The sequence below is a fragment of the Sphingomonas sp. CCH9-E2 genome (assembly GCF_001557215.1).
Taxonomy (GTDB): Bacteria; Pseudomonadota; Alphaproteobacteria; order Sphingomonadales; family Sphingomonadaceae; genus Sphingomonas.
Genome location: NZ_LSJM01000132.1, coordinates 19,962 through 44,626, shown reverse-complemented (window position 1 = coordinate 44,626; position 24,665 = coordinate 19,962). Strand labels below are relative to the sequence as shown.

Annotated in this window: 26 protein-coding genes; 10 read left to right on the top strand and 16 right to left on the bottom strand. The window is 66.3% G+C overall.

The annotated features are described in order from the left end of the window. Window positions 1-108: 108 nt before the first annotated feature. Window positions 109-1,701: an L-aspartate oxidase gene (nadB, locus tag AX681_RS07310; RefSeq protein WP_066655722.1), complete on the bottom strand. Its 1,593-nt coding sequence runs from the start codon at window positions 1,699-1,701 to the stop codon at window positions 109-111. 245 nt (window positions 1,702-1,946) lie between these two features. Here nadB and AX681_RS07305 point away from each other — a divergent pair, with 245 nt between their 5' ends. Then, window positions 1,947-2,840 carry an alpha/beta hydrolase family esterase gene (locus AX681_RS07305; RefSeq protein ID WP_231733623.1) on the top strand — a complete coding sequence of 298 codons (894 nt, stop codon included), beginning with the start codon at window positions 1,947-1,949 and terminating at the stop codon, window positions 2,838-2,840. On the opposite strand, the gene AX681_RS07300 is transcribed toward AX681_RS07305, so the two are convergent. Continuing rightward, on the bottom strand, window positions 2,837-3,763 hold the full coding sequence (locus AX681_RS07300; protein WP_066655721.1) for an ABC transporter ATP-binding protein: 927 nt from the start codon (window positions 3,761-3,763) through the stop codon (window positions 2,837-2,839). The genes AX681_RS07305 and AX681_RS07300 overlap by 4 nt on opposite strands. A gap of 105 nt (window positions 3,764-3,868) precedes the next feature. Here AX681_RS07300 and AX681_RS21875 point away from each other — a divergent pair, with 105 nt between their 5' ends. Beyond that, the gene (locus AX681_RS21875) at window positions 3,869-4,099 is read left to right on the top strand and encodes a zinc-finger domain-containing protein (RefSeq protein WP_066655720.1); all 231 of its coding nucleotides are present in this window, start codon (window positions 3,869-3,871) and stop codon (window positions 4,097-4,099) included. Between the two features lie 18 nt (window positions 4,100-4,117). After that, the gene (tldD, locus tag AX681_RS07290) at window positions 4,118-5,536 is read left to right on the top strand and encodes a metalloprotease TldD (protein WP_066655719.1); all 1,419 of its coding nucleotides are present in this window, start codon (window positions 4,118-4,120) and stop codon (window positions 5,534-5,536) included. Here the strand turns inward: tldD and AX681_RS07285 are convergent. Together AX681_RS07285 and AX681_RS07280 are read right to left on the bottom strand one after the other, a co-directional pair. After that, window positions 5,533-6,207: an HAD family hydrolase gene (locus AX681_RS07285; protein WP_197421776.1), complete on the bottom strand. Its 675-nt coding sequence runs from the start codon at window positions 6,205-6,207 to the stop codon at window positions 5,533-5,535. The genes tldD and AX681_RS07285 overlap by 4 nt on opposite strands. Then, window positions 6,204-6,872: a YggS family pyridoxal phosphate-dependent enzyme gene (locus AX681_RS07280; protein WP_066655716.1), complete on the bottom strand. Its 669-nt coding sequence runs from the start codon at window positions 6,870-6,872 to the stop codon at window positions 6,204-6,206. Before AX681_RS07280 ends, AX681_RS07285 begins: the two co-directional genes overlap by 4 nt. On the opposite strand from AX681_RS07280, the gene AX681_RS07275 reads away from it, so the two are divergent. Further along, window positions 6,871-7,419, top strand: a complete 549-nt coding sequence (locus tag AX681_RS07275) for a thiamine phosphate synthase (RefSeq protein WP_082737772.1) — start codon at window positions 6,871-6,873, stop codon at window positions 7,417-7,419. The genes AX681_RS07280 and AX681_RS07275 overlap by 2 nt on opposite strands. Before the next feature lie 13 nt (window positions 7,420-7,432). Here AX681_RS07275 and AX681_RS07270 read toward each other — a convergent pair whose 3' ends face one another. Next, complete coding sequence (locus AX681_RS07270; RefSeq protein WP_197421775.1) at window positions 7,433-8,152, bottom strand: hypothetical protein; 720 nt, start codon at window positions 8,150-8,152, stop codon at window positions 7,433-7,435. A 188-nt stretch (window positions 8,153-8,340) separates the two neighbouring features. Between AX681_RS07270 and AX681_RS07265 the strand changes: the two genes are divergently transcribed. From AX681_RS07265 to holA, 4 genes are read left to right on the top strand one after another with little or no spacing between them, the layout of a single operon-like run. Then, entirely contained in the window at window positions 8,341-8,778 is a 438-nt protein-coding gene (locus tag AX681_RS07265; protein ID WP_066655749.1) for a DUF3576 domain-containing protein, read from the top strand. A gap of 46 nt (window positions 8,779-8,824) precedes the next feature. Then, complete coding sequence (gene leuS / locus AX681_RS07260) at window positions 8,825-11,335, top strand: leucine--tRNA ligase (protein WP_066655714.1); 2,511 nt, start codon at window positions 8,825-8,827, stop codon at window positions 11,333-11,335. Further along, a complete protein-coding gene (gene lptE / locus AX681_RS07255) occupies window positions 11,332-11,838 on the top strand; it encodes an LPS assembly lipoprotein LptE (protein ID WP_066655712.1) in 507 nt (168 codons plus the stop codon). The genes leuS and lptE overlap by 4 nt, the downstream gene beginning before the upstream one ends. After that, window positions 11,835-12,854, top strand: coding sequence for a DNA polymerase III subunit delta (holA, locus tag AX681_RS07250; RefSeq protein ID WP_066655711.1), 1,020 nt, complete (start codon window positions 11,835-11,837; stop codon window positions 12,852-12,854). Before lptE ends, holA begins: the two co-directional genes overlap by 4 nt. Window positions 12,855-12,864: 10 nt before the next feature. Here the strand turns inward: holA and AX681_RS07245 are convergent, their stop codons facing one another. The 7 genes from AX681_RS07245 to AX681_RS07215 form a co-directional block, all read right to left on the bottom strand. Further along, window positions 12,865-13,254: a hypothetical protein gene (locus AX681_RS07245; RefSeq protein ID WP_156442511.1), complete on the bottom strand. Its 390-nt coding sequence runs from the start codon at window positions 13,252-13,254 to the stop codon at window positions 12,865-12,867. A 280-nt stretch (window positions 13,255-13,534) separates the two neighbouring features. Beyond that, complete coding sequence (locus AX681_RS07240) at window positions 13,535-14,464, bottom strand: ParB/RepB/Spo0J family partition protein (protein WP_066655707.1); 930 nt, start codon at window positions 14,462-14,464, stop codon at window positions 13,535-13,537. Then, window positions 14,461-15,240, bottom strand: coding sequence for a ParA family protein (locus tag AX681_RS07235; protein WP_066655705.1), 780 nt, complete (start codon window positions 15,238-15,240; stop codon window positions 14,461-14,463). Before AX681_RS07235 ends, AX681_RS07240 begins: the two co-directional genes overlap by 4 nt. Next, a complete protein-coding gene (gene rsmG / locus AX681_RS07230) occupies window positions 15,237-15,845 on the bottom strand; it encodes a 16S rRNA (guanine(527)-N(7))-methyltransferase RsmG (protein ID WP_066655703.1) in 609 nt (202 codons plus the stop codon). Before rsmG ends, AX681_RS07235 begins: the two co-directional genes overlap by 4 nt. Further along, window positions 15,842-17,677 carry a tRNA uridine-5-carboxymethylaminomethyl(34) synthesis enzyme MnmG gene (mnmG, locus tag AX681_RS07225; RefSeq protein ID WP_066655701.1) on the bottom strand — a complete coding sequence of 612 codons (1,836 nt, stop codon included), beginning with the start codon at window positions 17,675-17,677 and terminating at the stop codon, window positions 15,842-15,844. Before mnmG ends, rsmG begins: the two co-directional genes overlap by 4 nt. A gap of 55 nt (window positions 17,678-17,732) precedes the next feature. Next, the gene (gene mnmE, locus AX681_RS07220) at window positions 17,733-19,025 is read right to left on the bottom strand and encodes a tRNA uridine-5-carboxymethylaminomethyl(34) synthesis GTPase MnmE (RefSeq protein ID WP_066655699.1); all 1,293 of its coding nucleotides are present in this window, start codon (window positions 19,023-19,025) and stop codon (window positions 17,733-17,735) included. Then, entirely contained in the window at window positions 19,022-19,261 is a 240-nt protein-coding gene (locus AX681_RS07215; protein ID WP_066655695.1) for a DUF6489 family protein, read from the bottom strand. Before AX681_RS07215 ends, mnmE begins: the two co-directional genes overlap by 4 nt. Window positions 19,262-19,332: 71 nt before the next feature. Between AX681_RS07215 and AX681_RS07210 the strand changes: the two genes are divergently transcribed. Together AX681_RS07210 and AX681_RS07205 are read left to right on the top strand one after the other, a co-directional pair. Further along, a complete protein-coding gene (locus tag AX681_RS07210) occupies window positions 19,333-19,776 on the top strand; it encodes a methylated-DNA--[protein]-cysteine S-methyltransferase (RefSeq protein ID WP_331709994.1) in 444 nt (147 codons plus the stop codon). Between the two features lie 14 nt (window positions 19,777-19,790). After that, window positions 19,791-20,483, top strand: a complete 693-nt coding sequence (locus AX681_RS07205; RefSeq protein ID WP_066655679.1) for a dienelactone hydrolase family protein — start codon at window positions 19,791-19,793, stop codon at window positions 20,481-20,483. Between the two features lie 57 nt (window positions 20,484-20,540). Here the strand turns inward: AX681_RS07205 and AX681_RS07200 are convergent, their stop codons facing one another. The 4 genes from AX681_RS07200 to hemE all read right to left on the bottom strand — a co-directional run bounded on the left by AX681_RS07200 (window position 20,541) and on the right by hemE (window position 24,450). Beyond that, window positions 20,541-21,218 carry a YjbE family putative metal transport protein gene (locus AX681_RS07200; protein WP_066655676.1) on the bottom strand — a complete coding sequence of 226 codons (678 nt, stop codon included), beginning with the start codon at window positions 21,216-21,218 and terminating at the stop codon, window positions 20,541-20,543. Between the two features lie 23 nt (window positions 21,219-21,241). Further along, on the bottom strand, window positions 21,242-22,498 hold the full coding sequence (gene rho / locus AX681_RS07195; RefSeq protein ID WP_066655674.1) for a transcription termination factor Rho: 1,257 nt from the start codon (window positions 22,496-22,498) through the stop codon (window positions 21,242-21,244). A 471-nt stretch (window positions 22,499-22,969) separates the two neighbouring features. After that, window positions 22,970-23,425 (bottom strand): CopD family protein, encoded by a 456-nt coding sequence (locus tag AX681_RS07190; RefSeq protein ID WP_066655670.1) that lies wholly within the window; start codon window positions 23,423-23,425, stop codon window positions 22,970-22,972. Then, on the bottom strand, window positions 23,422-24,450 hold the full coding sequence (hemE, locus tag AX681_RS07185; RefSeq protein ID WP_082737771.1) for a uroporphyrinogen decarboxylase: 1,029 nt from the start codon (window positions 24,448-24,450) through the stop codon (window positions 23,422-23,424). The genes AX681_RS07190 and hemE overlap by 4 nt, the downstream gene beginning before the upstream one ends. Window positions 24,451-24,665 lie beyond the last annotated feature (215 nt).

The following is a 24,665-nucleotide window of genomic DNA, read 5'->3' as shown; positions in this document are numbered from 1 at the left end:
GCCCAAAGCGATCATGCTGCGTCGCGGCACCATGGCCAAGGGCAAATGGTACCGTCTGCGACGAATGCGCGGATTATGACGGCAAAGCGTGAAGATTCAGCCAAAAAATCACGGGACCAATACGGTGTCCTGCGCATTCTTGTCCGTTTCCGGGAAATCCAGCGTGTAATGCAGCCCGCGGCTTTCGCGCCGGTGCAGCGCCGATCGCACGATCAGCTCCGCCGATTGGAGCAGGTTGCGCAACTCGATCAGGTCGGGCGTCACGCGGAAATGGCCGTAATAATCGGCAACTTCCTCGTTCAGCATCTTGATGCGGTGCGCCGCGCGTTCCAGCCGCTTGGTCGTGCGCACGATGCCGACATAGTTCCACATGAAGCGGCGGATTTCGGTCCAGTTCTGCTTGATCACCACCTCTTCGTCCGAATCGGTGACGCGGCTTTCGTCCCACTGCCGGATCGGCGGCGGTGGGGGGAGGTCGTCCCAATTCGCCGCGATATGCCGCGCCGCCGCCTCGCCGAACACGAAACATTCGAGCAGCGAGTTGCTCGCAAGCCGGTTCGCGCCATGCAATCCGCTCTCGCTGCACTCGCCCGCGGCATACAGCCCGGGCAGGTCGGTGCGCCCGTCCAGGTCGATGACGATCCCGCCGCAGGTATAATGCTGCGCCGGCACCACCGGGATCGGCCCCGTGGTCATGTCGATGCCCAGGCCGATCAGCTTGTCGTAAATGTTGGGGAAATGCCCCTTCACGAAGTCTTCCGGCATATGGCTGATGTCGAGATGGACGTAATCCAGGCCGTCGCGCTTGATCTCCGCGTCGATCGCGCGCGCCACCACGTCGCGCGGCGCCAGCTCCATCCGCTCGGCATCATAATCCGCCATGAAGCGCTTGCCGGTCTGCGGATTGATCAGCCGCCCGCCCTCACCCCGCACCGCTTCGGTGATCAGGAAATTCTTGACGTCGAGATGATAGAGGCAGGTCGGGTGGAACTGCATCATCTCCATGTTCGAGATGCGACACCCCGCGCGCCACGCCATCGCGATCCCGTCCCCCGTCGCCCCCTTGGGCGCGGTCGAGAACAGGTACGTGCGCCCCGCCCCGCCGGTCGCCAGCACCGTCGCGTTGGCGGTGAACAGCTCGACCCGCCCGGTCGCGCGGTTGACGGCATAGACGCCCCACACCTTGCCCGCGCCTGAGTAGCGCAGCTCATGGCGACTGGTCGCCAGGTCGATCGCGACCATGTCGGGGACGAGGGTGATGTTGGGATGCGCCTGCGCCGCGCGAATCAGCGCGACCTGCACCGCCCAGCCGGTGGCGTCATCGACATGCACGATGCGCCGCGCACTATGCCCGCCCTCGCGCGTCAGATGCAGCGCGTTTCCGTCCATGTTGAACGGCACGCCCAGCTCGACCAGCCGCTGGATCGCGGCCGGCGCATTCTCGACCACCATCTCCACCGTCGCGCGGTCGTTCAGCCCCGCACCGGCGATCATCGTATCCTCGATATGCGCTTCGAACGTGTCGCCCGGCTCCAGGACTGCGGCGATCCCGCCCTGCGCCCAGGCGGTGGATCCCTCGTCCAGCCCGCCCTTGGCCAGCACGGTCACCTTGAACCGCTCGGCCAGATTGAGCGCGGCGGTCAGCCCGGCGGCGCCCGATCCGATGACAAGCACGTCGCACTGATGGGGGTCGTGGGCCACTCTCGTTCCTTCGCGCACCGATGGCGGAGGAGCCGCTATGCGACAAAGCGCGAGGAAATCAAACCGCGCGGAACTTCGCGGTGCCCCCACCCCTTATTGTCACCCCGGCCTTGTGCCGGGGTCCACTGCGCGGCAAGCGTGGGGCAAGAGGCTCCAGCTCCGGACGCGCGGCACCGTGGACCCCGGCACAAGGCCGGGGTGACGAGCGTTTTGAACCGCTGGAGCACCCAGTCTGGAGACCAAGTTTGCGCCTGATCCTCGCCGCCGCCGCTGCCCTGTTCGCCGCGGCGATGCCCGCCCTCGCCGCCCCGGGCTGCCCGGTCGCCCCCGGCACGACGGCGCGGGTCACGGTCGGCGATACCGGGCGCTCGATGCTCCTCCACGTCCCGGCGAACGCGCCGGCGGGTCGCCTGCCGCTCGTCTTCGCCCTGCATGGCAGCGGTGGCGACGGCGCCGCGATCCTCGCGCAATCGAAGCTGGAGGGGAGCAGCGACCGCCACGGCTTCCTCGTCGCGGCACCCGATGCGGGCATCCCGGTCGAGCGCGGCTTTGTCTGGAACATTCCCGGCGTTCCGACCGTCACCGGCAAGGTGCCGGGGCCGGGCGACGCCGATGACGTCGCCTTCCTCAAGAGCGCAATCGACTGGCTGGCGGCCAGCGGCTGCGCGGACACCAGGCGCGTCTATGCCACCGGCCTGTCGGGCGGCGGACGGATGACGTCATGGCTGGGCTGCGTCGCCTCTGACCGCTTCGCCGCGATCGCCCCGGTCGTGGGCCTGCGCGCGGGCAACCCGCTGGCCAGCGACAAGACCCGCCCCGACCCCGCGACCTGCACGCCCAAGCACCCGATGCCGGTGATCGCCTTTGCCGGGGATGCCGATGGCACCAACCCGGTGCAGGGCGGCGGTGCGGGCTATTGGCAGTACACGATGGAGGCCGCCGAAGCACGCTGGGCCGCGCTCAACGGCTGCTCTGCCGGCCCGCTGCGCCGCGACCTCGCTGCCAATCTCTACGAACGGCTCCACACCCGATGCCGCGCGCGGGCCGAGGTGGCGGCCCAGATCCTGCGCGGCGGCGGCCATGTCTGGACCGCCGACAATGACGCGATGTGGCGCTTTTTCGCGCGCTATCGGCGTTAGGCCGCGTTCGCCGCCCGCGTCAGGCTCAAGAACACGTCCTCCAGGTCCGCCTCGCGCGTGCTGACGTCAACGATGCCGAAGCCCGCCGCCTGCACCGCGCCGAGGACCTCGCCGGCATTGGCACGGTCCTTGCGATAGGTGATCACCAGCGTCCGCTCGCCCTTCGCCTCGATCTTGTGGAAACAGCCATTGGCGGGCAGGTCGACGATGTCGCGATCGACCACCACCTCGACCGCCTTTTCCTGGGTCTTGCCGACCAGCTCGCGGGTCGGTTCGTTGGCGATCAGCTTGCCGTGATTGATGATCGCGATGCGATCGCACAGCTCCTCGGCCTCCTCCAGATAGTGCGTGGTCAGCACCACCGTCACGCCCTGATCGTTGAGCGTGCGGACATAGGCCCAGAGCTGCTGGCGCAGTTCGATGTCCACGCCTGCGGTCGGCTCGTCGAGCACCAGCACCGGCGGCGAATGCACCATCGCCTTCGCCACCATCAACCGCCGCTTCATGCCGCCCGACAAGGTGCGCGAATAGGCGCGCGCCTTGTCCTCCAGATGCACCGCGCGCAGCAGCTCCATCGACCGCCGCTTGGCTTTCGGCACGCCGTACAGCCCGGCCTGAATCTCCAGCGTCTCGACCGGGGTGAAGAAGGGGTCGAACATGATCTCCTGATTGACGATCCCGATCGCGCGCTTGGCGTTGCGCGGGCTGGCGTCGATGTCGAACCCCCAGATGCGCGCCGTGCCGCCGGTCTTGTTGACCAGCCCCGCCAGGATGTTGATCAGCGTCGACTTCCCCGCGCCGTTCGGCCCCAACAGCCCGAAAATCTGCCCGCGCGGGACGCTGAAGGTGACGTTGTCGAGGGCCTGTTTGCCCCCGGAATAGACCTTGGAAAGGCCCTCGATCTCGATCGCCGCGTCGCTCATGCCGGGGAAGTGGGACGGTGCGCGCCGATTGGCAAGCGAATCCGCACCCGAGCAGCCCTCAACAAGTCATTGCCGCCCCTCCGCCGCTTTGCTAACCGCACTCCCATGATCGCGCCGCCCGAAGTCACCCGCGTCACCACCGCCCGCGTCGCCTGTGACGGCGCGCATGCCGGTATCCCCGCCGCGCTCGGCCATCCGCGCGTGTTTCTGCAGATCGACGAGCATGGCTATGTCGATTGCGGCTATTGCGACCGCCGCTTCGTCCTGATCGGCGGCCCGGCCGATGGCGCCGACCAGAGCGATTTGCCCGACATCGCGTCTGGCGCGAGCCTTTAAGCGCTCTATATTCCGGGGATGTACAGCGATCCCCGAGGTTTCCTCTACCGCGACGGCTTCGATGCCGACGCCGCGCAGCGCCTGACCGCATCGATCCTCGCAAAGGCCGAGGATGGCGAGCTTTACCTGCAATATCGCAAGACGGAGGCGTTCGGCTTCGACGACGGACGGCTCAAGACCGCGTCCTACAACACCGACTCGGGCTTCGGCCTGCGCGCGGTGAGCGGCGAGACCACCGCCTTTGCCCATGCCAATGAGATCAGCGACGCCGCGATCCGCCGCGCGGGTGAGACGATGGCGCTGATCGACCCGGCGACCGGCCCCAAAGCGGCACCCCCCGCAAGAACCAACCGCCACCTCTATACCGATGCCGATCCGCTCGATCTGGTCCCCTTCGCCGACAAGGTGAACCTGTGCCAGACGATCGACGCCGCCGCCCGCGCCCGCGACCCGCGTGTGGTGCAGGTATCGGTCAGCCTGCTCGGATCATGGAGCGTGGTCGAGATCGTCCGCCCCGATGGCTTCATCGCCACCGACATCCGCCCGCTGGTCCGCCTCAACGTCAGCATAGTGGTCGAATCCAACGGACGCCGCGAGACAGGTAGCTTCGGCACCGGCGGCCGCGCGCTCTATGACCGGCTGATGCAGCCCGAGACGTGGAACCGCGCGATCGACGAGGCGCTGGCGCAGGCGCTGGTCAATCTTGACGCGGTCGATGCACCGGCGGGGGAGATGACGGTGCTGCTCGGGCCCGGCTGGCCCGGCATCCTGCTGCATGAAGCGATCGGCCATGGCCTCGAGGGCGACTTCAACCGCAAGGGCACCAGCGCCTTTTCCGGCCGCATCGGCGAGCGCGTGGCCGCGCCCGGCGTCACCGTGGTCGATGACGGGTCGATTACCGATCGGCGCGGATCGCTGTCGATCGACGACGAAGGCACGCCGACGCGCGAGACGGTGCTGATCGAGGACGGCATCCTGCGCGGCTATATGCAGGACCGGATGAACGCGCGGCTGATGGGCGTCGAACCGACCGGCAATGGCCGCCGCGAGAGCTTCCAGCACGCCCCGATGCCGCGCATGACCAACACCTTCATGCGCGGGGGTCAGGACGATCCCGCCGAACTGCTCAGCCGGGTGAAGAAGGGCATCTTCGCCAAGAGCTTTGGCGGCGGTCAGGTCGACATCGTTTCGGGCAAGTTCGTCTTCAGCTGCACCGAAGCGTACAAGATCGAGAACGGCAAGCTCGGTGCCCCGATCAAGGGCGCGACGCTGATCGGCGACGGCCCGACCAGCCTGACCCGGGTGATCGGGATCGGCAATGATTTCGCGCTCGACGAGGGTATCGGCATGTGCGGCAAGGGCGGCCAGTCGGTGCCAGCGGGCGTCGGTCAGCCGACGCTGTTGCTCGACGGACTGACCGTGGGCGGAACCGCTTAGGCCAGCAGCCGCGCGACTTCGACAAAGTCGTGCGCGATGGCGTGGACGCCCAGCGCGCGCAGGCGGGCGCCGTGGTCCGGTCCGCAATGATTACCCGCGCACAGGCCGATGACATGCGCGCCCGACGCCACCGCCCCGGTCGCGCCCACCGGTGAATCCTCAAGGATCGCGCAGCGTTCGATCGGCACCCCAAGCTGGGCGGCGGCGTGGAGATAGATGTCCGGCGCGGGCTTGCCGCGCGTCACATGCTCACGCCCACTGAAGATCCGGCCATGAAAGACATCGCGGATGCCAAGATGGTCGAGATGCGTGGCGATCCAGTGGCTGTTGCTGGACGAGGCGATGGCCCGCGGCAGATCGTGCGGTAGCGCGCGCACGAACGCGATCGCGCCCGCGACTTCGGCCACCCCCTCCGCCAACGCCCGGCGATTTTCCGCCTCGCGCGCGTCGTGGAAGTCTTCAGGCAGGGTGCGTCCGATCCAGCGTTCGATGGCCTCGATGAACTCAGCCCCGGCAAGGCCCATGAAGTTCGCCATCGATTCCTCAGGGCTGGTCGGGTGCCCGATGGCGGTCAGATACTCGGCGATGTGCCGATTCCCCTCGAACTCGCTCTCGAGCAGCACGCCGTCGAAATCGAAGATCAGCGCATCGAACCGGACCGACAGGCTCACGCGCGCGTTCCGAACAGCGCCGTGCCAACACGGACATGGGTCGCGCCGATCGTCACCGCGACCTCGAAATCATGCGACATGCCGATGCTGAGTCCCTCCAGCCCCGCCTCGCGCGCCAGCTTGGCGAGCAAGGCGAAATAGGGCGCCGAATCGACTCCGACCGGCGGCACCGCCATCAATCCGGCGATCGGCAGGCCCGCCGCCCGCGCCTGCGCCAGCAGCGCGGGCAGCCCGTCAACGGCCACCCCGCCCTTTTGCGGCTCGTCGCCGATATTGACCTGGATGAAGCAATCGGGGCGCTTGCCGCTCTCCGCCATCGCCTTGGCCAGCGCGGCGACCAGCGACGGGCGATCGACCGAATGGATCGCATCGAACAGCGCCACCGCGTCGGCCGCCTTGTTTGACTGAAGCTGGCCGACCAGATGCAGGCGGATATCGGGGGTCGCAGCCTTGAGCGCGGGCCATTTCGCCGCAGTTTCCTGAACGCGATTTTCGCCGAACACGCGGTGTCCGGCATCGATCAAAGGCTGGATGGCCGCGGCATCGTGGGTCTTGGATACCGCGATCAGCGTGACGGCGTCGGCGCGGCGGCCGGCGATCTTGGCGGCATGGGCAATCCGCGAATGGATATCGGCGAGGCGGGTGGAGGCGGTTTCGGCGGACATGATCGGCGCTATAGGTGGCACGATGCCGCGCCGCCACCCCCGCTCTGCCCGACTTCCGCGCCGCTGGCTGATGACCGACGAGCGGCTCGGCGATGCACTATGGGCGGCGATCGACGCGCTGCCACGCGGGTCTGGCATCGTCTTTCGCCACTATTCCACCGCTCCCACCAAACGGCAGGCGCTCTACGCACGCGTGCGCAGCTGCGCGCGCCGACGGGGGCTGGTGCTGGTGGTGGCCGGGCCGCCGGTCGGTCGCGGAGCGGTGCTCCGCCATGGACGCCAGCGCGATGCACTCACCGCCCCGGTGCATTCGCGGGTCGAAGCCGTCGCGGCAATCCGGGCTGGCGCGGCGCTGCTGTTCGTTTCGCCAGTCCATCCGACCCGTTCGCACCCCGGGGCGCCGGCGCTCGGCGCAGTCCGATTCGGGCTGATGATTCGCGGACTCAAGCTACCGGTGATCGCGCTGGGCGGAATGAACGAACGCCGCTGGCGCGCGCTTCGCCGCGTTGGTGCCTATGGATGGGCCGGGATCGACGCTTGGGCTTGAGCCAGTTCAACGATCAGAAGCGGATCGCCGTCCCGACATAGACCGCCTGACTGTCGCGGCGATCATCCTTGAGCTGCGGCAGACGGTCCTTCTCGCTGGTGTAGCGGACGCCCGCCGTCACATCGAGATTGCGCGTGATCGAATAGGCCCCGCCAACGTCCAGCGAATAATTCGGATCGACCGTCAGCAGACGCGGACCGCGTTCGCTCGGCTTCTCGCTGGTCGCCTTGATCCGCCCCGATGCGCGCTTCCCGGTATAGGAAACGCCGAGATCCATCTTCTCGCTGCTGCCCGGCTGTCCGGCCAGGTCCATCTTGGCAAGGTCGCCCGAGATGGCAAAGCGCTTCCAGCCCACCGACACGCCCAGATTATAGGCGATTGGCTGCAGCGTCACCGACGCCGGTGCCGCAACACCGCGATCGGCGATGGCGGCAGACGGACGCGCAGTGCGCGCACGGACCGCGACGGTCACGCTGCGATTGCTGGTCCCGCGCGTGTCGGCGGGGGTGAAGCGGAAGCCGCTGCCCGACAGACCGCTGCGCGCCAATACCGCCGCGAGTCGGGGGTCGGCCGATGCCGGGGTGAAGGTGCCGATGCCTGCGATCTGGCTCGACCGCACCGGCGCAACACTTTGCGGTGCCCCGGTTTGTGCGAGCAGCGCCGGCGCGGCAACGAGCCCGGCGACGCCCAGCGCCCCCAGTCCCATACCCGCAATCATCCGACGAATACGCATCGCAACCCCTTATTCGTGCTAGCCACTACCATGATTCGACCGCGATGTTCCACAGGGGGAATCCGATTTTGGTGCAGGTGTTGCCCAAGACGCACAGCATGGCCCTGCAGCGGCTTGCGCTTGCGGCGCGCGCGCCAGCATCTATAGATGCACACCGACCCGATGAGATTTCCCATAGGATGATGCCGATGAACCGCCAGTTGCGCACCGCGATCCTGGGCAGCGTTGCCCTCACCCTCGCCGCATGCGGTGGCGGTGGCGATCGCCCGCGCGCCGACCTTGCCGCGTCGAAGGTGACGACGATCGGCGTCAACGCCTATCTGTGGCGCGCCGCGCTCGACACCGTGTCGTTCGCGCCGATCGCGCAGACCGATTCGAATGGCGGCGTGATCGTCACCGACTGGTATGTGAACCCCAGCCTTTCGACCGAGCGGATCAAGATCACGGTGGCGATCCTGGATCAGGATCTACGCGCCGATGCGCTGCGCGTCAGCGTCCAGCGCCAGCAGAATCGCGGTGGCCAGTGGGTCGACGCCCCGGTCGAAGCCGCAACGGTGCAGAAGCTGGAAGACATCATCCTGACCAAGGCCCGCGACCTGCGGCGCGCCGCAATCGTCGAGAAGTGATCCGGGCGGGCCGTGCGCCCGTCCGGTTGAAGACAAGGAAAGACATGTGTCGCGGTTCAACGCGCTGAACGCCGATTCCGCGTGGCAGAAGGTCTGGGAAGAACGCCGCACCTTCGCCGCGGACGATCACTCGCCCAAGCCCAAATCCTATGTGCTTGAGATGTTTCCCTATCCGTCGGGACGCATCCATATGGGGCATGTCCGTAACTACACGATGGGCGACGTACTGACGCGCTATCGGCGGATGAAGGGCATGGAAGTGCTCCACCCGATGGGGTGGGACGCATTCGGCATGCCGGCCGAAAATGCCGCGATGGAAAAGAAGGTCCATCCCGGCGGCTGGACGCGCGACAATATCGCGACGATGCGCGCGCAGCTGAAGCGCCTCGGCCTCGCGATCGACTGGGGTCGCGAGCTGGCGACGTGCGAGCCGGACTATTACGGGCACGAGCAGGCGCTGTTCCTCGATCTGTTCGCTAACGGATTGGTTTACCGCAAGGAATCGACGGTCAACTGGGACCCGGTCGACATGACCGTGCTCGCCAACGAGCAGGTGATCGACGGGCGCGGCTGGCGGTCAGGTGCGCCCGTCGAGAAGAAGAAGCTCAACCAGTGGTTCCTCAAGATCACCGACTTTGCCGACGAGCTGCTCGAGGGTCTCGAAACTCTCGACAAATGGCCCGACAAGGTCCGGCTGATGCAGGAAAACTGGATCGGCAAGTCGCAGGGCCTGCAGTTCCGCTTCAAGCTTTCGTCCAGCGATTTCAAAGAAGTAGAGGTGTTCACCACCCGCCCCGACACGATTTTCGGGTCGAGCTTCGTGGCGATCGCGGCGGATCACCCGATCGCGCAGGCGCTGGCGGCCAAGGATTCGGCGGCGGCGGAGTTCATCGCGCAGTGCAAGCTGGGCGGGACCACCGCGGCGGAGATCGAAACGCAGGAGAAGCTCGGCTTCGACACCGGCATCCGCGCGGCGCATCCCTTTGATTCCGCATGGGAATTGCCGGTCTATATCGCCAATTTCGTGCTGATGGATTACGGCACCGGCGCGGTGTTCGGGGTGCCGGCGCACGACCAGCGCGATTTCGAATTCGCGACCAAATATGGCCTGCCGATCCGTCGAGTCGTCTCGGATGGCGAAAAAACCCAAAGCGAATATGTCGAGGAAGAAAGCTTCACCGGCCCGGGTACGCTCGTCAATTCTCACTTCCTGAATGGCATGGATGTCGCCGACGCGAAGCGTGAGGTGATCCGGCGTGCCGAATCCGAAGGATGGGGCAAAGGAACGACTGTCTGGCGGCTGCGCGACTGGGGCGTTTCGCGCCAGCGTTACTGGGGGACGCCGATCCCGATCGTGCATTGCGAGATTTGCGGCGCGGTGCCGGTGCCCAAGAAGCAGCTGCCGGTGGTGCTGCCCGAAGATGTCAGCTTCGACATCCCCGGCAACCCGCTCGACCGCCATCCGACCTGGAAGCATGTCGATTGCCCGCAATGCGGCAAGCCGGCGCGGCGCGAGACCGATACGCTCGATACCTTCGTCGATTCGAGCTGGTATTTCATCCGCTTTGCCAGCCAGCCCGGCGACAAGCCGTTCGACCGTGCGGTGGCCGAGCAATGGCTGCCGGTGAATCAGTATATCGGCGGGGTCGAGCATGCGATCCTGCATTTGCTCTATGCCCGTTTCTGGACGCGCGCGCTCAAGCGGATCGGGATGATCGATATCGCCGAGCCGTTCGAGGGGCTGTTCACCCAGGGCATGGTGACGCACGAGACCTACAAGTCCGCCGATGGCCGCTGGTTGTCGCCGGGCGAGGTGGTGCGCAGCAACGACGCACTGGTCGAGGTCGAGGGCGGTGGCCCGGTCACCGTCGGCCGCATCGAGAAGATGTCCAAGTCCAAGAAGAACACGGTCGATCCCGAACCGATCGTGGACCAGTACGGCGCGGACGCGGTGCGGTGGTTCGTGCTGTCGGATTCGCCGCCCGAGCGCGATCTGGAGTGGACCGAGAACGGCATTGAGGGTGCGTGGCGCTTCGTCCAGCGGCTGTGGCGGCTGTTCGATGGCCTCAGCGACTGGACCGGCGAGGACAAGGGCCTCGACCGCGTGCTGCACCAGACCATCGCCGGAGTCGCCGCGGATATCGAGGGGCTGCAGTTCAACAAGGCGGTGGCCAAGCTTTATGGCCTGGTCAATGCGATCGAAAAGGCCGCGCCGAGCGCGTCGCGCGCGACCGCGATTCGCACCGCGATCCTGATCGCAGCACCGATGGTGCCGCATCTGGCCGAGGAAGCCTGGGCAGCGATGGGCAACAGCGGCCTGATCGCCGATGCTGAATGGCCGGCGGTCGACCCTGCCCTGCTGGTCGATGACGAGGTGACGATCGCGATCCAGGTTAATGGCAAGCTGCGCGATACCGTCACGGCGGCCAAGGGCGCGGACAAGGCCGATCTGGAAGCCATGGCCTTGGCAAATACCAATGTGCAGCGCATTCTGGACGGCGCTACACCGCGAAAGGTGATCGTCGTGCCCGACCGTCTGGTAAATATCGTCGCATGAAGCGCGCAGCACTCCTGATCGCGCTGGTCGCGGCGAGCACCACGCTGTCGGGCTGCGGGCTGCGGCCGCTCTATGGCGGCGGTGTGGGTGGCCCGGTGCAGACGATGCTGTCGGGCGTCGAGGTCGCGCCGATTCCGGGCGAGAATGGCTGGCTGGTCGCCAATGCCGTGCGCGACCGGATCGAGGCGACGCGCAGCGGCACGCCCACCTATCGGCTCGAGATCAAGCTGGACGACCGGATCGAGGGTCTGGGCGTGCGTAGCGATGACGTGGTGACGCGCGAACGGCGGACGCTGCGCGCACGCTACCAGCTGATCGACCTGGCCACAGGACAGACCGTGCTCGACGCCACCGCAGGTTCGGATGCCGGCATCGACGTTGCCGGTTCGGAATATGCGACGATCGCGGCCGAGCGGAGCGCGCTGGAGCGGCTGTCGGGCATCGTTGCGGACCAGATCGTCGCGCGGCTGGCCCGCTACGCGCGCAGCTCCAAAACGAAGTGAAGGCGAGCGAGGCGCAGATCCGGGCGCGGCTGGACAAGCCGGGCCCCGATATCCGCCTGTTTCTGCTCTACGGCCCCGATGAGGCGGGCGCCAACGACCTGGCCGCGCGGCTGGGCCGGGCGATGGGGCCGGATGCCGAGCGCATCGATATCGAGGGCAATGCGCTGAAGGACGATGCCGGGCTGCTCGCCGGCGAGGCAGCCTCGCTCTCGCTGTTCGGTGGCGCGCGCTACATCCGTGTGTCGGGCATCGACGATGGCGGCACCGACGCCGTGCGGATGCTGATCGAGGCGGAGACGGCGGGGAATCCGGTGGTTGCGGTCGGCGGCGGCCTCAAAGGCACCGGACGGCTGCTCAAGCTCGCGCTCGCCGCGCCCAATGTGATGGTCCATGCCTGTTATGTCCCCGATGCGCGCACCGCCGGGCAGCTGGCGACCGGAATCGCGCGCGAACATGGGTTGCGGCTGGTCGGCGGAGCGGCGGATCGACTGGCTGCGATGTCGGGCGGCGATCGCGCGGTGCTGGCGCGTGAGATCGAGAAATTGTCGCTGTTCCTCGACGCCGCGCCCGATCGGCCGCGTGAGGCCGGAATCGAGGCGCTGGATGCGATCGGCGCGGATCTGGGCGAGGCCGAGATGTCAGGCGCGATCGAGGCGGTGGTGGGCGGTCGCCCCGCGGAAATCGGCGTGGAGCTGGCGCGGCTCGATGCGGCGGGGGTGTCGACGATTCCGCTGCTGCGCGGTCTGGTCCGCCGCCTGATGGCGCTGGCCGAGATGCGCGCCGATATCGATCACGGGATGAGCCCCGCCGAGGTGGTCAAGAAGCACCGCGTGTTCTTCAAGGAGGAAGCCGCGACGATCCGCGCGCTGCAACGCTGGAACAGCCCGATGCTGGCGCGCGCCGTGGAACGCGCGCGTGAGGCGGAACGGGCGATGACGCGCGGCGGGGGCAATGCCGGGCAGGTGCTGGCGGATCATGAGCTGGCGGTGTTGGCGCGAGGTGCGGCGCGGGGGTGAGGCGGGCAGATTAGGGATGTTGGATCGGCTCCAGACGACTCAAGACCCGACCGTGCCTTTCGCTGTGCGTTTCCGCAAACCCGCGTTCACACAAGAACTTCTGGAGGCGTGGGTTCGGGTTGGCACAGGTGAGTGCGTGGACGTTCCACAAGACGCAATGATAGCCACGGTCCTTCGCGAACGCAGTGACGAGCTTCCATAGCGATACAAGCACGCCCTCCCCGCCACCGTCGATGTGCGCGAGATTGACGGTGAGGCAATCATCATCCTTGTTGAACTCGGCAAGCACGGTTGCCGATCCGATGCGGAACGTGATTGGTCGCCCGAATGCGAGCAGTGCATCGAGCTCATCGCTCGGTAGAGCCCGCAAGGCTGCGGGAGTAAGGCCTTCTATTTCCACGCTGACTATCTGGCGGCGGATTCCGCAGGCGACAAGTCGACTCTATCTGTTCGTCACCCCGGACTTGTTCCGGGGTCCAAGCATCCTCGCGTCCGGCGGCTTGAAGTTCAAGCTCCGCGCTTGCCTCCCGGTGGACCCCGGCACAGGGCCGGGGTGACGATTGGGGGTTAAGGCGACGCTGCGGAATCGAAGAAGAAGACCCTCCCCAACCCCTCCCGCAAGCGGGAGGGGCTAAGAAGATCAGAATGCGCGTCGGCCCGACCGCAATTCACTGATTTAACTAGATTTTCTCTCCGGTCAGCCGCTGGCAGATCATGTCGAGCTGGTCGAGCGTCGAATAGGCGAGCGTCAGCGCCCCGCCCTTTTCGCCGAAGCTGATCTTGACGTTGAGGCCCAGCACGTCGCCCAGCTGGCGCTCCAGCGCGGCGATGTCGGCGTTGCTGCCGCCGCTGGTCTTGTCGCCCCCGCCCTTCCCGGGCGCGCGCGGCTTGGCGTCGCGGGCGAGTTTTTCGGTGTCGCGGACGGAGAGGTCGCGTTCGACGACGATCTTCGCCAGCTTTTCGGGGTCGGGCGCGCCGATCAGCGCGCGGGCGTGGCCCATGGTCAGGGCACCCTCGACCACGCGTTGACGCACGCTTTGCGGCAGATCGAGCAGGCGGATCAGATTCGCGATATGGCTGCGCGATTTATGGACGATCTTGGCCAGCGCTTCCTGGCTGTGGCCGAACTCATTGATCAGCTTGGCATAGGCCTCAGCCTCTTCGATCGCGTTGAGATCCTCACGCTGGATATTCTCGACAATCGCGATTTCGACGGTCTGCGCCTCGTCCAGGTCGCGGACGATGACCGGGACTTCGTGCAGGCGGGCGCGCTGGGCGGCGCGCCAGCGGCGTTCGCCGGCGACGATCTGGTAATCCTTGCCATGCGGGCGCACGACGATCGGCTGAATGAGGCCACGCATCGCGATCGACTTGGCCAGCTCTTCCAGCGCATCCTCATCGAAATGGCGGCGCGGCTGATCCGGGTGCGGCGACAGCGAGCTGACCGGGAGCAGCCGGACGCCCATCGAGGGTTCGGTGCCGGGACGCACCGGCTCTTCGCGTTCGGCATCGCCCAACAGCGCGCTGAGGCCGCGGCCAAGACCGGGGCGTGGTTTGCGCGGTGCAGCGGCAGGAGCGGTAGTCGGGGTCGCTGGAGTCTCTTCGGTCATGCGGCCTTCTTCAGCTTGGGCAGGCGATCGATCACTTCGCGGGCAAGGGCGATATAGGCTTCGGAGCCGGCGCAGCGATAATCGTAGATCAGCGCGGGCAGGCCGTGGCTCGGCGCTTCGGACAGACGCACGTTGCGCGGGATGACGGTGTCGAACACGACTTTGCCCAGCACGGCGCGGACGTCATCGGCGACCTGATCGGTCAGGCGGTTGCGGCGGTCGTACATGGTCAGGGCCACGCCGAGGATCGACAGGCCGGGGTTGAAACGGCCGCGAATACGCTCGACCGTGTTGAGCAGCTGGCTGAGCCCTTCGAGCGCGAAGAACTCGCATTGCAGCGGGACGAGCAGCGCGTCGGAGGCGACCATCGCGTTGATGGTGAGCAGGCCGAGCGAGGGCGGGCAGTCCATCAACACCACGTCCCAGCGCTCTGCGCTGCGTTCGATCGCGGTGGCGAGGCGATGGGTGCGGGCTTCGAACTCGATCAGCTCGATCTCTGCACCCGACAGATCAACCGTCGCGGGGACGATATCGAGTCCCGGCACGCGGGTCGGCACCGCGACATCCTCCAGGCTCGTCTCGCCAATCAGCAGGTCATAGGTCGAGCGCTCGCGATCGGCGCGTCCGATGCCGAGGCCGGTCGAACAATTTCCCTGGGGATCGAGGTCGAGCAGCAACACGCGCATACCGGTCGCCGCGAGCGCGGTGCCGACATTGATCGCGGTCGTGGTCTTGCCCACGCCGCCCTTCTGATTTGCAATCGCGATGCAGATCATTTGGGGCGCACCTCGTTTGCGACGATGATGAGCGAGTCCGGTGCGGTCACGCTCGGTTCCACGTGGAACGAACCTTGCCACCATAGCTGCGCATCTTCCACCTCCGATTGCGCATTGCGCCCCTTTGGCAACACCCACAGGGTCGAGCGGTCGCTGCGATGGCGCGCGATGCGGAAGAGCGTGTCGAGCGACCCGACGGCACGCGCGGTGACGACGGCGGCGCGGCCCTTGGTCCGCTCCACCTTGGCGGTGTGGATCGTCACATTGGTGAGACCGAGCGTGTCGACGATATGCTGGAGAAACGCGGTGCGGAGTTTGCGCGGTTCAACCAGCTCGACCGGGCCGTCGCGGAGGATGGCCAGGACGATGCCGGGCAGCCCTGCCCCGCTGCCGATATCGAGCCATAGGCCACCGGGGTCGCCATGGTCGAGCAACTGGGCGGAGTCGACGATATGACGCGCCCAGATCGCGTCGAGGGTCGAGGGTGCAATCAGATTCTGCCGCGTTGCTTCATCGCGCAGCAGATCGACGAACTGGGCAAGCCGTGTTTCACGTGAAACATCGTAACGGCTACGTATCCATGCGCGGGCTTCGTCTTCGGTCATGCCGCGCGCTTCACATGGAGGAGGATCGCGGTCAACGCCGCAGGGGTCACGCCGCGCACGCGGGCTGCATCGCCAATTGTTGCGGGCCGGGCTGCGCCGAGACGTTCGACCATCTCGTTGGAGAGGCCCGGTATCGTCGCATAATCGAGCGCGGTTGGAATGCGGGTGCCGTCGGCACGGGTCATCGCTGCCGTCTCCGCAGCCTGGCGTTCGAGATAAGGGGCGTAGCGGGCGTCCTCGATCAGTTCGCCCAACACGGCGGGGTCGATATCGTCGGTGGGGATGGCGAGATGGTCCAGGCTCACCGCCGGGAAGCGCAGCCAGTCGAAGGCCGTGCGCCGGGCGCCATCCTGCGCGACGGCGGCGCCCTTCTGACCGAGGCTGTGCGCGGTGAGTGTGCGGCTAAAGCGGGTATCGAGTTCCTGCCGGGCGCGGCGGCGCTCGGCGATGAAGGCCGTACGGTCGGGACCGAGACAGCCTGCCGCGGCTCCCAAGGGCGCGAGCCGGGTCTGGGCGTTGTCGGCGCGGAGCGACAGGCGGTGCTCGGCGCGGGCGGTGAGCATGCGATAGGGTTCGGTGACGCCCTGCAGCGTCAGGTCGTCGATCATCACCCCGATATAGCTGAGCTCGCGCGGAAACAGCGTCGGCGCGCGGCCAAGTGCTGCCGCAGCGGCGTTGATGCCGGCGACGAGGCCCTGTGCAGCGGCCTCTTCATAGCCGGTCGTGCCGTTGATCTGGCCAGCGCAGAATAGGCCCGGGACGTCCCGGCTTTCGAGCTGATGCGACAGCGAGCGCGGGTCGACATGGTCATATTCGACCGCATAGCCGGGCGTGACGATGCGCGCGCGCTCCAGGCCGGGGATCGACGCGATCATCGCCGCCTGCACATCGGTGGGCAGCGAGGTCGATAGGCCGTTGGGGTAGACGAGATGGGTGGCTAGGCCCTCCGGCTCTAGGAAGATCTGATGCCCATCGCGGTCGCCGAAACGGAAGATCTTGTCCTCCATCGATGGGCAATAGCGTGGCCCCCCCGCCTCGATCGCACCGCTGAACAGGGGCGAGCGGTCGAGGCCACCCCGGATGATATCGTGGGTCGCGAGGGTGGTGCGGGTGATGGCGCAGGCGAGCTGGGGCAGGCGTTGGCCGCGCGTCATCGGCGACATGCGCCAGTCGTCAATGTCGCTGGGCTGCTCGTCCAGCGCCGCCCAATCGATAGTGCGACCGTCGATCCGGGGTGGAGTGCCGGTCTTGAGCCGGGTGATCGGCAGGCCGCAATCGCGCAGCTGCACGCCAAGCTCGGTCGCGGCGCGCTCCCCTACCCGGCCCCCGGTCTCACGCTCCTCGCCGCGAAAGATGCGGCCGCCGAGGAAGGTGCCGCTGGCGATGACGACCGTTGGCGCGCGGAGTTCGGTTCCGCCGCCCAGCCGGATGCCGGCGACGCGACCACCCTCGAGCAACAGCGCGACCGCCTCTCCCGCGACGATCTCAAGCCCGTCCTGCCCGGCGAGGATCGACTGGACCGCAGCGGCATAGCGCACGCGGTCGGCCTGAACCCGTGGCCCCTGCACCGCCGGTCCTTTCGAGCGGTTCAGCAGGCGATAATGGATCGCGGCGGCGTCGGCAGCGCGCGCGATCAGGCCATCCATTGCGTCGACTTCGCGCACCAGATGGCCCTTGCCCAGCCCGCCGATCGCGGGATTGCAGGACATCGCCCCGATCAGCGCAGGGTCAAAGGTAATCAGCGCGGTGCGCGCACCGCAGCGCGCAGCCGCAGCCGCCGCCTCGGTACCGGCATGGCCGCCCCCGATCACGATCACATCGCAATATTGCATAGCCGCGCCTTAGCGGGCGTGGGCGGTCAGGTCAAAAGCGTTCCACGTGGAACACTCACTTGCCAATGCAGAAACGCCCGAACAATGCGTCGAGCATCGCCTCGACATCCGCTGCACCGGTCACGCGGTGGAAGGCGCGCAATGCGGCTCGCAGCTCTTCCGCCAGCAACAGCATGTCGGTCTGCTCGGCGGCGCTCCGCAAACCCGACAGTGCCTGCCCCGCCAGTGCGCGCTGTCGCGCGTTGAGCGCGATCGTATCGGCGGGGGGGAGAAGCGTCGCGGCGATCCGCGCCACCTGGTCCCAAAGCTGGCCCAGCCCCTCCCCCGTATGCGCCGACACTGCCAGGCGCGCATCGCTGGCACCACGTCCGGCCGCATCGGCGCGCGGATGCAGCAACAAATGCGGGAGCGCTGCAAGCGCGTCGGGCAAGGGTGCATCGTCAAGCCAGAGGATGATGTCCGCCGCCGCGATCGCGTCCCGCGCACGTTCGATCCCGATCTTCTCGACCATATCGGTTGGCGCGGCGTGAAGCCCCGCAGTGTCGGTCAACAGATAGGCAATGCCGTCGCGCATTACCGGGACTTCGATCCGGTCGCGTGTCGTCCCGGCGAGCGGCGACACAATCGCCGCTTCCCGGCCGACCAACGCGTTGAGCAGGGTCGACTTGCCGGCATTGGGCGATCCGGCGAGGACCACGCGGATTCCGTCCCGGATCCGCTCCACCGGCGGCTGTGCGACAAGCGCCGCAATCTCATCGGCCAGTGACGCCGCATCGTGCTGCACGCTCGCGATCACATCGCCTTCGCGCGCGACATCCTCCTCATCGCCGTGATCCAGCATCGCTTCGACCAATGCCGACAGCTGCAGCGTCCGTGCCGCCCAGCTTTCGATCCGCGCGCGGACCCCGCCCTCCGCGGCGCGCAGGGCGGTGCGGCGCTGCATCTCGGTTTCGGCGGACAGCAGGTCGCCCAGCCCCTCGGCTTCGGTCAGGTCGATACGGCCATGCTCCAAAGCGCGGCGGGTGAACTCCCCCGGTTCGGCACCGCGCAGCCCGGGCATGGCGGCCAGCGCCGCTTCCACCGCCCGGATTACGGCCCGCCCGCCATGGAGATGCAGTTCGGCGAGATCTTCTCCAGTTGCCGTTGCCGGACCAGGGAAGACGAGGACGAGCGCACGATCGAGCGCCTCGCCGCCACGTCGCAGGGTCCGCAGCGATGCACGCCGCGGCGGCGGGAGGCTGCCCGCCAGCTGCGCCGCGGCGGCAAACGCGTCCGGCCCGGAAATGCGGATCACCGCGATCCCGGCCGGCGGTGCCCCGCTCGACAGGGCAAAGATCGTGTCAGTCACTCGCCCCCGCTGCGCTTGCCCATATCGAACATGCCGCGCCAGAAATTCATCCCGGCCTCTCCCATCGGAGTCCAGTTCTTCATCATATTCTCGATCAGCTCAGGGTTCACCCCGCCCTTTTCGATCGAATCGAGCATCAGCTGGATGTAGCGGTCGTGAACCGGGGTAAAGTCGGGGAGGCCCATCGCGCGGCGTGCCTCTTCAGGGGTGCAGTCGATCTCGACATTGATCTTCATTCGCTCTTCTCCGCTTGAGCCGACGGCATCCCCTGCCCTACGCTCATCCCATGTATGCGCGCGACCATGCCTTGATCGCAACGCCCATCGGCCCGGTGCGGATCGACGGGGATGAAAACAGCGTGCTGCGCGTGACCATGGGGGCGCAGGGGCAGCGCTATGCGGGTCGAAGCGCGCCGGTTCGCGCCGCGGCGGAGCAGCTGTTGGCGTATTTCGCGGGCGATCTCAAAGAGTTCGACCTCCCGCTCCCCCCGATGGCATCGCCGCGCGGGGGAGAGTTGCGCGACGGGCTGATCGCGCTGCGCTATGGCGAGACCGCGAGCTATGGCGAACTGGCCCGGCGGCTCCGGTCGGGGCCGCGCGCGATCGGGCAACTGTGTGCGCGCAACCCACTGCCCGTCATCATTCCATGTCACAGGGTGACCGCGGCCGGCGGCGCGCTGGGAAGCTATTCGGCGGGAGACGGCCCCGCGACCAAATCATGGCTGCTCGACCACGAGCAGCGTTACCGCTGAACAAGGAGCGTATCATGGCGAGTATCGAGATTGCGGCAATCGACGGCAGCGGCAGCTTTGCCGCCTATCGCGCCGACCCGGCGGGCACGCCGCGCGGTGCCATCGTGGTCATCCAGGAAATCTTCGGCGTGAATGAGGGCATCCGGCGCAAATGCGATCATTTCGCTTCGCTCGGCTATGTCGCGTTCGCGCCGGACCTGTTCTGGCGCCTGCAGCCCGGAATCGAGCTGGATCCCGATGTCGAGGCAGAGTTCAAGCAGGCGCTCGACTGGATGGGCAAGTTCGATCAGGACAAGGGCGTTGCCGATATCGAGGCGACGATCCGCGCGGCGCGGGACGCGAGTGGCGGCAAGGTCGGGGTCACCGGTTATTGCTTGGGCGGGCGCCTCGCTTTCATGACCGCGGCGCGGACCGACAGCGACGCCAGTGTCGGCTATTATGCGGTGGGCGTCGACGGCCTGTTGGGTGAGAAGCACGCCATCGCCAATCCGCTGATGCTGCACATTGCCGGAGAGGACGGGTTCGTGCCGGCTCCGGTTCAGGCGGCAATGCACGAAGGATTGGACGATCACCCCAAGGTAACGCTCCACGACTATCCCGGCGAGGATCACGGCTTTGCCACCGAGATGGGCAAGCGCCGGTCGGAGGCCGCGGCGCAGCTGGCCGACAGCCGGACCGAGGCCTTTTTCGCCGAACATATCGGCTGACAAAAAAAGGGGCGGCATTCCGGTGAATGCCGCCCCTTTTCTTTTTAGATCAGTTGCTTAGCGGAAGAGCTGAAGCAGACCGATTTCCTGGTCGGTGATCCCGGTGTAGATCATCGACCCCGCGACATAGACGATCACCAGCAGACCGATCCACGCGATCCAGCGGTAGCGCTCGATATATTTGGCGATGATGTTCGCCGCGACGCCCATCAGTGCGACCGCAATGACCAGGCCGACCATCAGGATGCCCGGATGATCGCGCGCCGCGCCGGCGACGGCGAGAACGTTGTCGAGGCTCATCGACACGTCGGCGACCGCAACGGCCCAGGCGGCGCTGGCGAAGCTCTTGGCGGGCTTCACGCCCGAATGCTCGTCGCCCTCGATCTCGGGCGAACCGGCGCTTTCGCCGCCATGGCCGATTTCGCGCCACATCTTCCATGCGACCCACAGCAGCAGGACACCGCCGGCAAAGACCAGACCGATCACCTGCAGCAGTTGGGTCACGACCAGCGCAAAGCCGATGCGCAGGATCAGCGCGGCGACGATGCCGATCAGGATGACCTTCTTGCGCTGATCCGCGGGCAGACCTGCGGCGAGTGCGCCGATGACGATCGCATTGTCGCCTGCCAGGACGATGTCGATCAGAATGACCTGGCCGAACGCCAGCCACGCCGATCCGCTGCCTGAGAACAGGCCGGCAAAGTCGGCGACGATATGGCCCCAAATTTCCTGCATATGCGGCTAAACCCCCTGGCCGATTATTGGTTCATCGAATCGAAGAAGTCTTCGTTGGTCTTCGAATCCTTCATCTTGTCGAGCAGGAACTCCATCGCATCGGTCGTGCCCATCTGCATGAGGATGCGGCGGAGCACCCACATTTTCGACAGCGTCGCCTTGTCGAGCAGCAGCTCTTCCTTGCGGGTACCGCTCTTGCCGACGTCGAGCGCCGGGAAGATGCGCTTGTCCGCCACCTTGCGGTCGAGCACGATTTCGGAGTTGCCGGTGCCCTTGAACTCTTCGAAGATGACTTCGTCCATGCGGCTGCCGGTGTCGATCAGCGCGGTGGCGATGATCGAGAGCGAGCCGCCCTCCTCGATATTACGCGCGGCGCCGAAGAAGCGCTTCGGACGCTGTAGCGCGTTGGCGTCGACACCACCGGTCAGCACCTTGCCCGAGCTGGGCACGACGGTGTTGTAGGCGCGGCCGAGGCGGGTGATCGAGTCGAGCAGGATGACGACATCCTTCTTGTGCTCGACCAGGCGCTTGGCCTTTTCGATCACCATTTCGGCGACCTGGACGTGGCGCGTGGCGGGTTCGTCGAAGGTCGAGCTGACCACTTCGCCCTTCACGCTGCGCTGCATGTCGGTGACTTCCTCGGGCCGTTCGTCGATCAGCAGGACGAGCAGGAACACCTCGGGATGGTTGTCGGTAATCGCCTTGGCGATGTTCTGAAGCATCACCGTCTTGCCGACGCGCGGCGGGGCGACGATCAGCGTGCGCTGGCCCTTGCCCTGCGGCGAGACGATGTCGATGACGCGTGCGCTCTTGTCCTTCTGCGTCGGATCGGCGGGATCGAGCTTGAGCTTCTGATCCGGGTAGAGCGGCGTCAAATTGTCGAAATTGACGCGGTGACGGACCGCTTCGGGATCGTCGAAATTGACGCTGACCAGCTTGGTCAGAGCGAAATAGCGCTCGCCATCCTTGGGGGCGCGGATCTCGCCTTCGACCGTGTCGCCGGTGCGCAGGCCGAATTTGCGGACCTGGTTGGGCGAGACATAGATGTCGTCGGGACCGGCGAGGTAGTTGGCTTGCGGGCTGCGCAGGAAGCCGAAGCCGTCCTGAAGCACTTCGATCGTGCCCTCACCCATGATCAGCTCGCCATTTTCGGCCTGAGCCTTGAGGATGGCGAACATCAGGTCCTGTTTGCGCAGCGTCGACGCGCTTTCGACACCGAGTTCCTCGGCCATCGACACCAGTTCGGCGGGCGCAGTTTTCTTCAAATCTTTCAAGTGCATGGGAGAAGTCCGTCTGGCGATCGCGGGGGGATTTCGGGCGTTGGGACGCGCGGGAGGCGATGGCTTGAGGAAAAAAGGAGGGATGCCGGGCCGCCGCCGGAACGTCGACGCGACCCGAGCGGATTAGGATTCGCCCTGTGGCAAGTCAAGCGGTCAGACTGCCGCGAAGCTGACAGACTGACAGAAATACGCGGGTTTGCGGCGAACTGGGCGGGTTCGCGCCCGGTTCCGGGCGGGGACGCAACTGCGACGCGACACCAGCGCGACACATGGGCGACATCGAGTCACCGCCTGCGCGACACTGACACGACCGCATCAGGCACTTTACGACGCGGAAGCGACGGTGAGGCGCCAATGTGACACCATCGACGCGTCATCGAATGACAGGGTTCAAACGGTCAAAGAGCGGCATCCAAGGATGCCGTCCGAGGACAACAAATAAAATCCAACATTACAAGTATGTTGGAAGCGTCAGAAGGGTTTCACGATCACCAGGATGACGATTAGTGCGACGAAGATCGCGGGGATTTCATTGGCCATGCGCAGCTGTTTCGAGGTCAGCGACCCCTGCCCTACCGCCAGCTTCTTCGCATAGCCCACGGCCCAGCCATGATAGCCGGAGAGCAGCACGACCAGCAGCAGCTTGGCATGGAGCCAGCCCAGACCCGCGCCGCCCTCCAACAGGCCGAGATTGATCGCCAGGGCAATGCCGAGCAGCCACACGATCACCAGCGAGGGGGTGAGGATCACGCGGCGCAGCTTGGTCTCGCGATCGGTCCATGCCTTGGCCTGCACCGGATCGGCCAGTGCTTCCTGATGGTGGACGAGATAGCGCGGCAGGATGAACAGGCCCGCCATCCAGAAGATCACGAAAATGACGTGCGCAGCCTTGGTCCACAGATACAGGCCGGCCAGAAATCCGCTCATGCTGCTGTCCCCCGGACGATGCCGATCAGCTGTTCGACATGGGCGATCGGCGTGTCCTGCTGAATGCCGTGGCCCAGGTTGAAGATATGGGGACGGTCGCGCAGGGCATCAACCACGCGCGTGGCCGCGGCTTGAAGCTCGGCACCGCCCGCGATCAGCGCGAGCGGATCGAGATTGCCCTGAACCGGCATGCCGGCGGGGAGTTCGCGATGGGCCCAGGCCGGATCGACCGTTTCATCGAGACCGATCGCGTCGACCCCGGTCTCGCGGGCATAGGCGGCGAGCTTGCCGCCCGCGCCCTTGGGGAAGCCGATGATCTTCGCCTGCGGACAGCGTTCGCGCAGCCCCGTGACGATCGCGGCATTGGGGGCGATCACCCAGCGTTCGAACTGTGCCGGCGAAAGCGATCCGGCCCAGCTGTCGAACAGCTGCACCGCCTCGACCCCCGCTGCGATCTGTTCGGCAAGATAGTCGATGGTCATGGCGACGATCGCGTCGATGATCGCCTGAAACGCCTGCGGGTCGCGATAGGCCATGCGGCGCGTCTCGCTCTGGTCGCGGCTGCCCTGCCCTGCCACCATGTAGGTGGCGTTGGTCCACGGACTTCCTGCAAAGCCCAGAAACGTCACCTCAGGCGGCAAGGCGGCGGCGACGCGGGTCACGGTGCCATAGACGGGGTCGAGCCGCTGTGGCGTCGCTGTGAGAGCTTCCAGCGCAGTATCGACGAGCTTGGGTGCCAGACGCGGCCCCTCCCCCGCTTCGAACCAGAGATCCTGGCCGAGCGCGTGGGGGACGACGAGAATGTCGGAGAAGAGGATCGCGCCGTCGAAGCCAAAGCGGCGGATCGGCTGGAGCGTCACCTCGGCCGCGGCGTCGCTGTCGTTGACCAGCTCGAGAAAGCCGCCCTTCTCCGCCCGGAGCGCACGATATTCCGGCAGATAGCGTCCCGCCTGACGCATGAGCCACATCGGCGGGGCATCGACCCGTTCCCCTGACAGCACTCGGAGCAGTTTTTTCGCAGTCACAGGGTCGCCCGTCTCTCAACAAAAATAAGAAGAAGAATCTTAGAAAGATGTAGTTGTGTGTTGGTGCGTGGATGCTGGGGCTTAAGCGTTCGTCCCCATTCTGCCAACAGATTGACGGCGCGGAGTCGCAGGATTCCGCCGCGATTCGATCCAGCTGTCCCCATTATCCACAGGCTGTGGAGCGGATCGCGCCGCTGTGGGCGCGGTTGTGGACG

Excerpts from the sequence above, each read along its gene's own strand:
- AX681_RS07265 (WP_066655749.1), top strand. The coding sequence starts at position 8,341 with ATGAACCGCCAGTTGCGCACCGCGATCCTGGGCAGCGTTGCCCTCACC.
- rsmG (WP_066655703.1), bottom strand. The coding sequence starts at position 15,845 with ATGACCGAAGACGAAGCCCGCGCATGGATACGTAGCCGTTACGATGTT.
- AX681_RS07235 (WP_066655705.1), bottom strand. The coding sequence starts at position 15,240 with ATGATCTGCATCGCGATTGCAAATCAGAAGGGCGGCGTGGGCAAGACC.
- AX681_RS07200 (WP_066655676.1), bottom strand. The coding sequence starts at position 21,218 with ATGCAGGAAATTTGGGGCCATATCGTCGCCGACTTTGCCGGCCTGTTC.
- AX681_RS07275 (WP_082737772.1), top strand. The coding sequence starts at position 6,871 with ATGATCGGCGCTATAGGTGGCACGATGCCGCGCCGCCACCCCCGCTCT.
- AX681_RS07205 (WP_066655679.1), top strand. The coding sequence starts at position 19,791 with ATGGCGAGTATCGAGATTGCGGCAATCGACGGCAGCGGCAGCTTTGCC.
- rho (WP_066655674.1), bottom strand. The coding sequence starts at position 22,498 with ATGCACTTGAAAGATTTGAAGAAAACTGCGCCCGCCGAACTGGTGTCG.
- AX681_RS07190 (WP_066655670.1), bottom strand. The coding sequence starts at position 23,425 with ATGAGCGGATTTCTGGCCGGCCTGTATCTGTGGACCAAGGCTGCGCAC.
- AX681_RS07270 (WP_197421775.1), bottom strand. The coding sequence starts at position 8,152 with ATGCGTATTCGTCGGATGATTGCGGGTATGGGACTGGGGGCGCTGGGC.
- AX681_RS07215 (WP_066655695.1), bottom strand. The coding sequence starts at position 19,261 with ATGAAGATCAATGTCGAGATCGACTGCACCCCTGAAGAGGCACGCCGC.
- AX681_RS07280 (WP_066655716.1), bottom strand. The coding sequence starts at position 6,872 with ATGTCCGCCGAAACCGCCTCCACCCGCCTCGCCGATATCCATTCGCGG.
- AX681_RS07300 (WP_066655721.1), bottom strand. The coding sequence starts at position 3,763 with ATGAGCGACGCGGCGATCGAGATCGAGGGCCTTTCCAAGGTCTATTCC.
- AX681_RS21875 (WP_066655720.1), top strand. The coding sequence starts at position 3,869 with ATGATCGCGCCGCCCGAAGTCACCCGCGTCACCACCGCCCGCGTCGCC.
- tldD (WP_066655719.1), top strand. The coding sequence starts at position 4,118 with ATGTACAGCGATCCCCGAGGTTTCCTCTACCGCGACGGCTTCGATGCC.
- AX681_RS07240 (WP_066655707.1), bottom strand. The coding sequence starts at position 14,464 with ATGACCGAAGAGACTCCAGCGACCCCGACTACCGCTCCTGCCGCTGCA.
- mnmG (WP_066655701.1), bottom strand. The coding sequence starts at position 17,677 with ATGCAATATTGCGATGTGATCGTGATCGGGGGCGGCCATGCCGGTACC.
- lptE (WP_066655712.1), top strand. The coding sequence starts at position 11,332 with ATGAAGCGCGCAGCACTCCTGATCGCGCTGGTCGCGGCGAGCACCACG.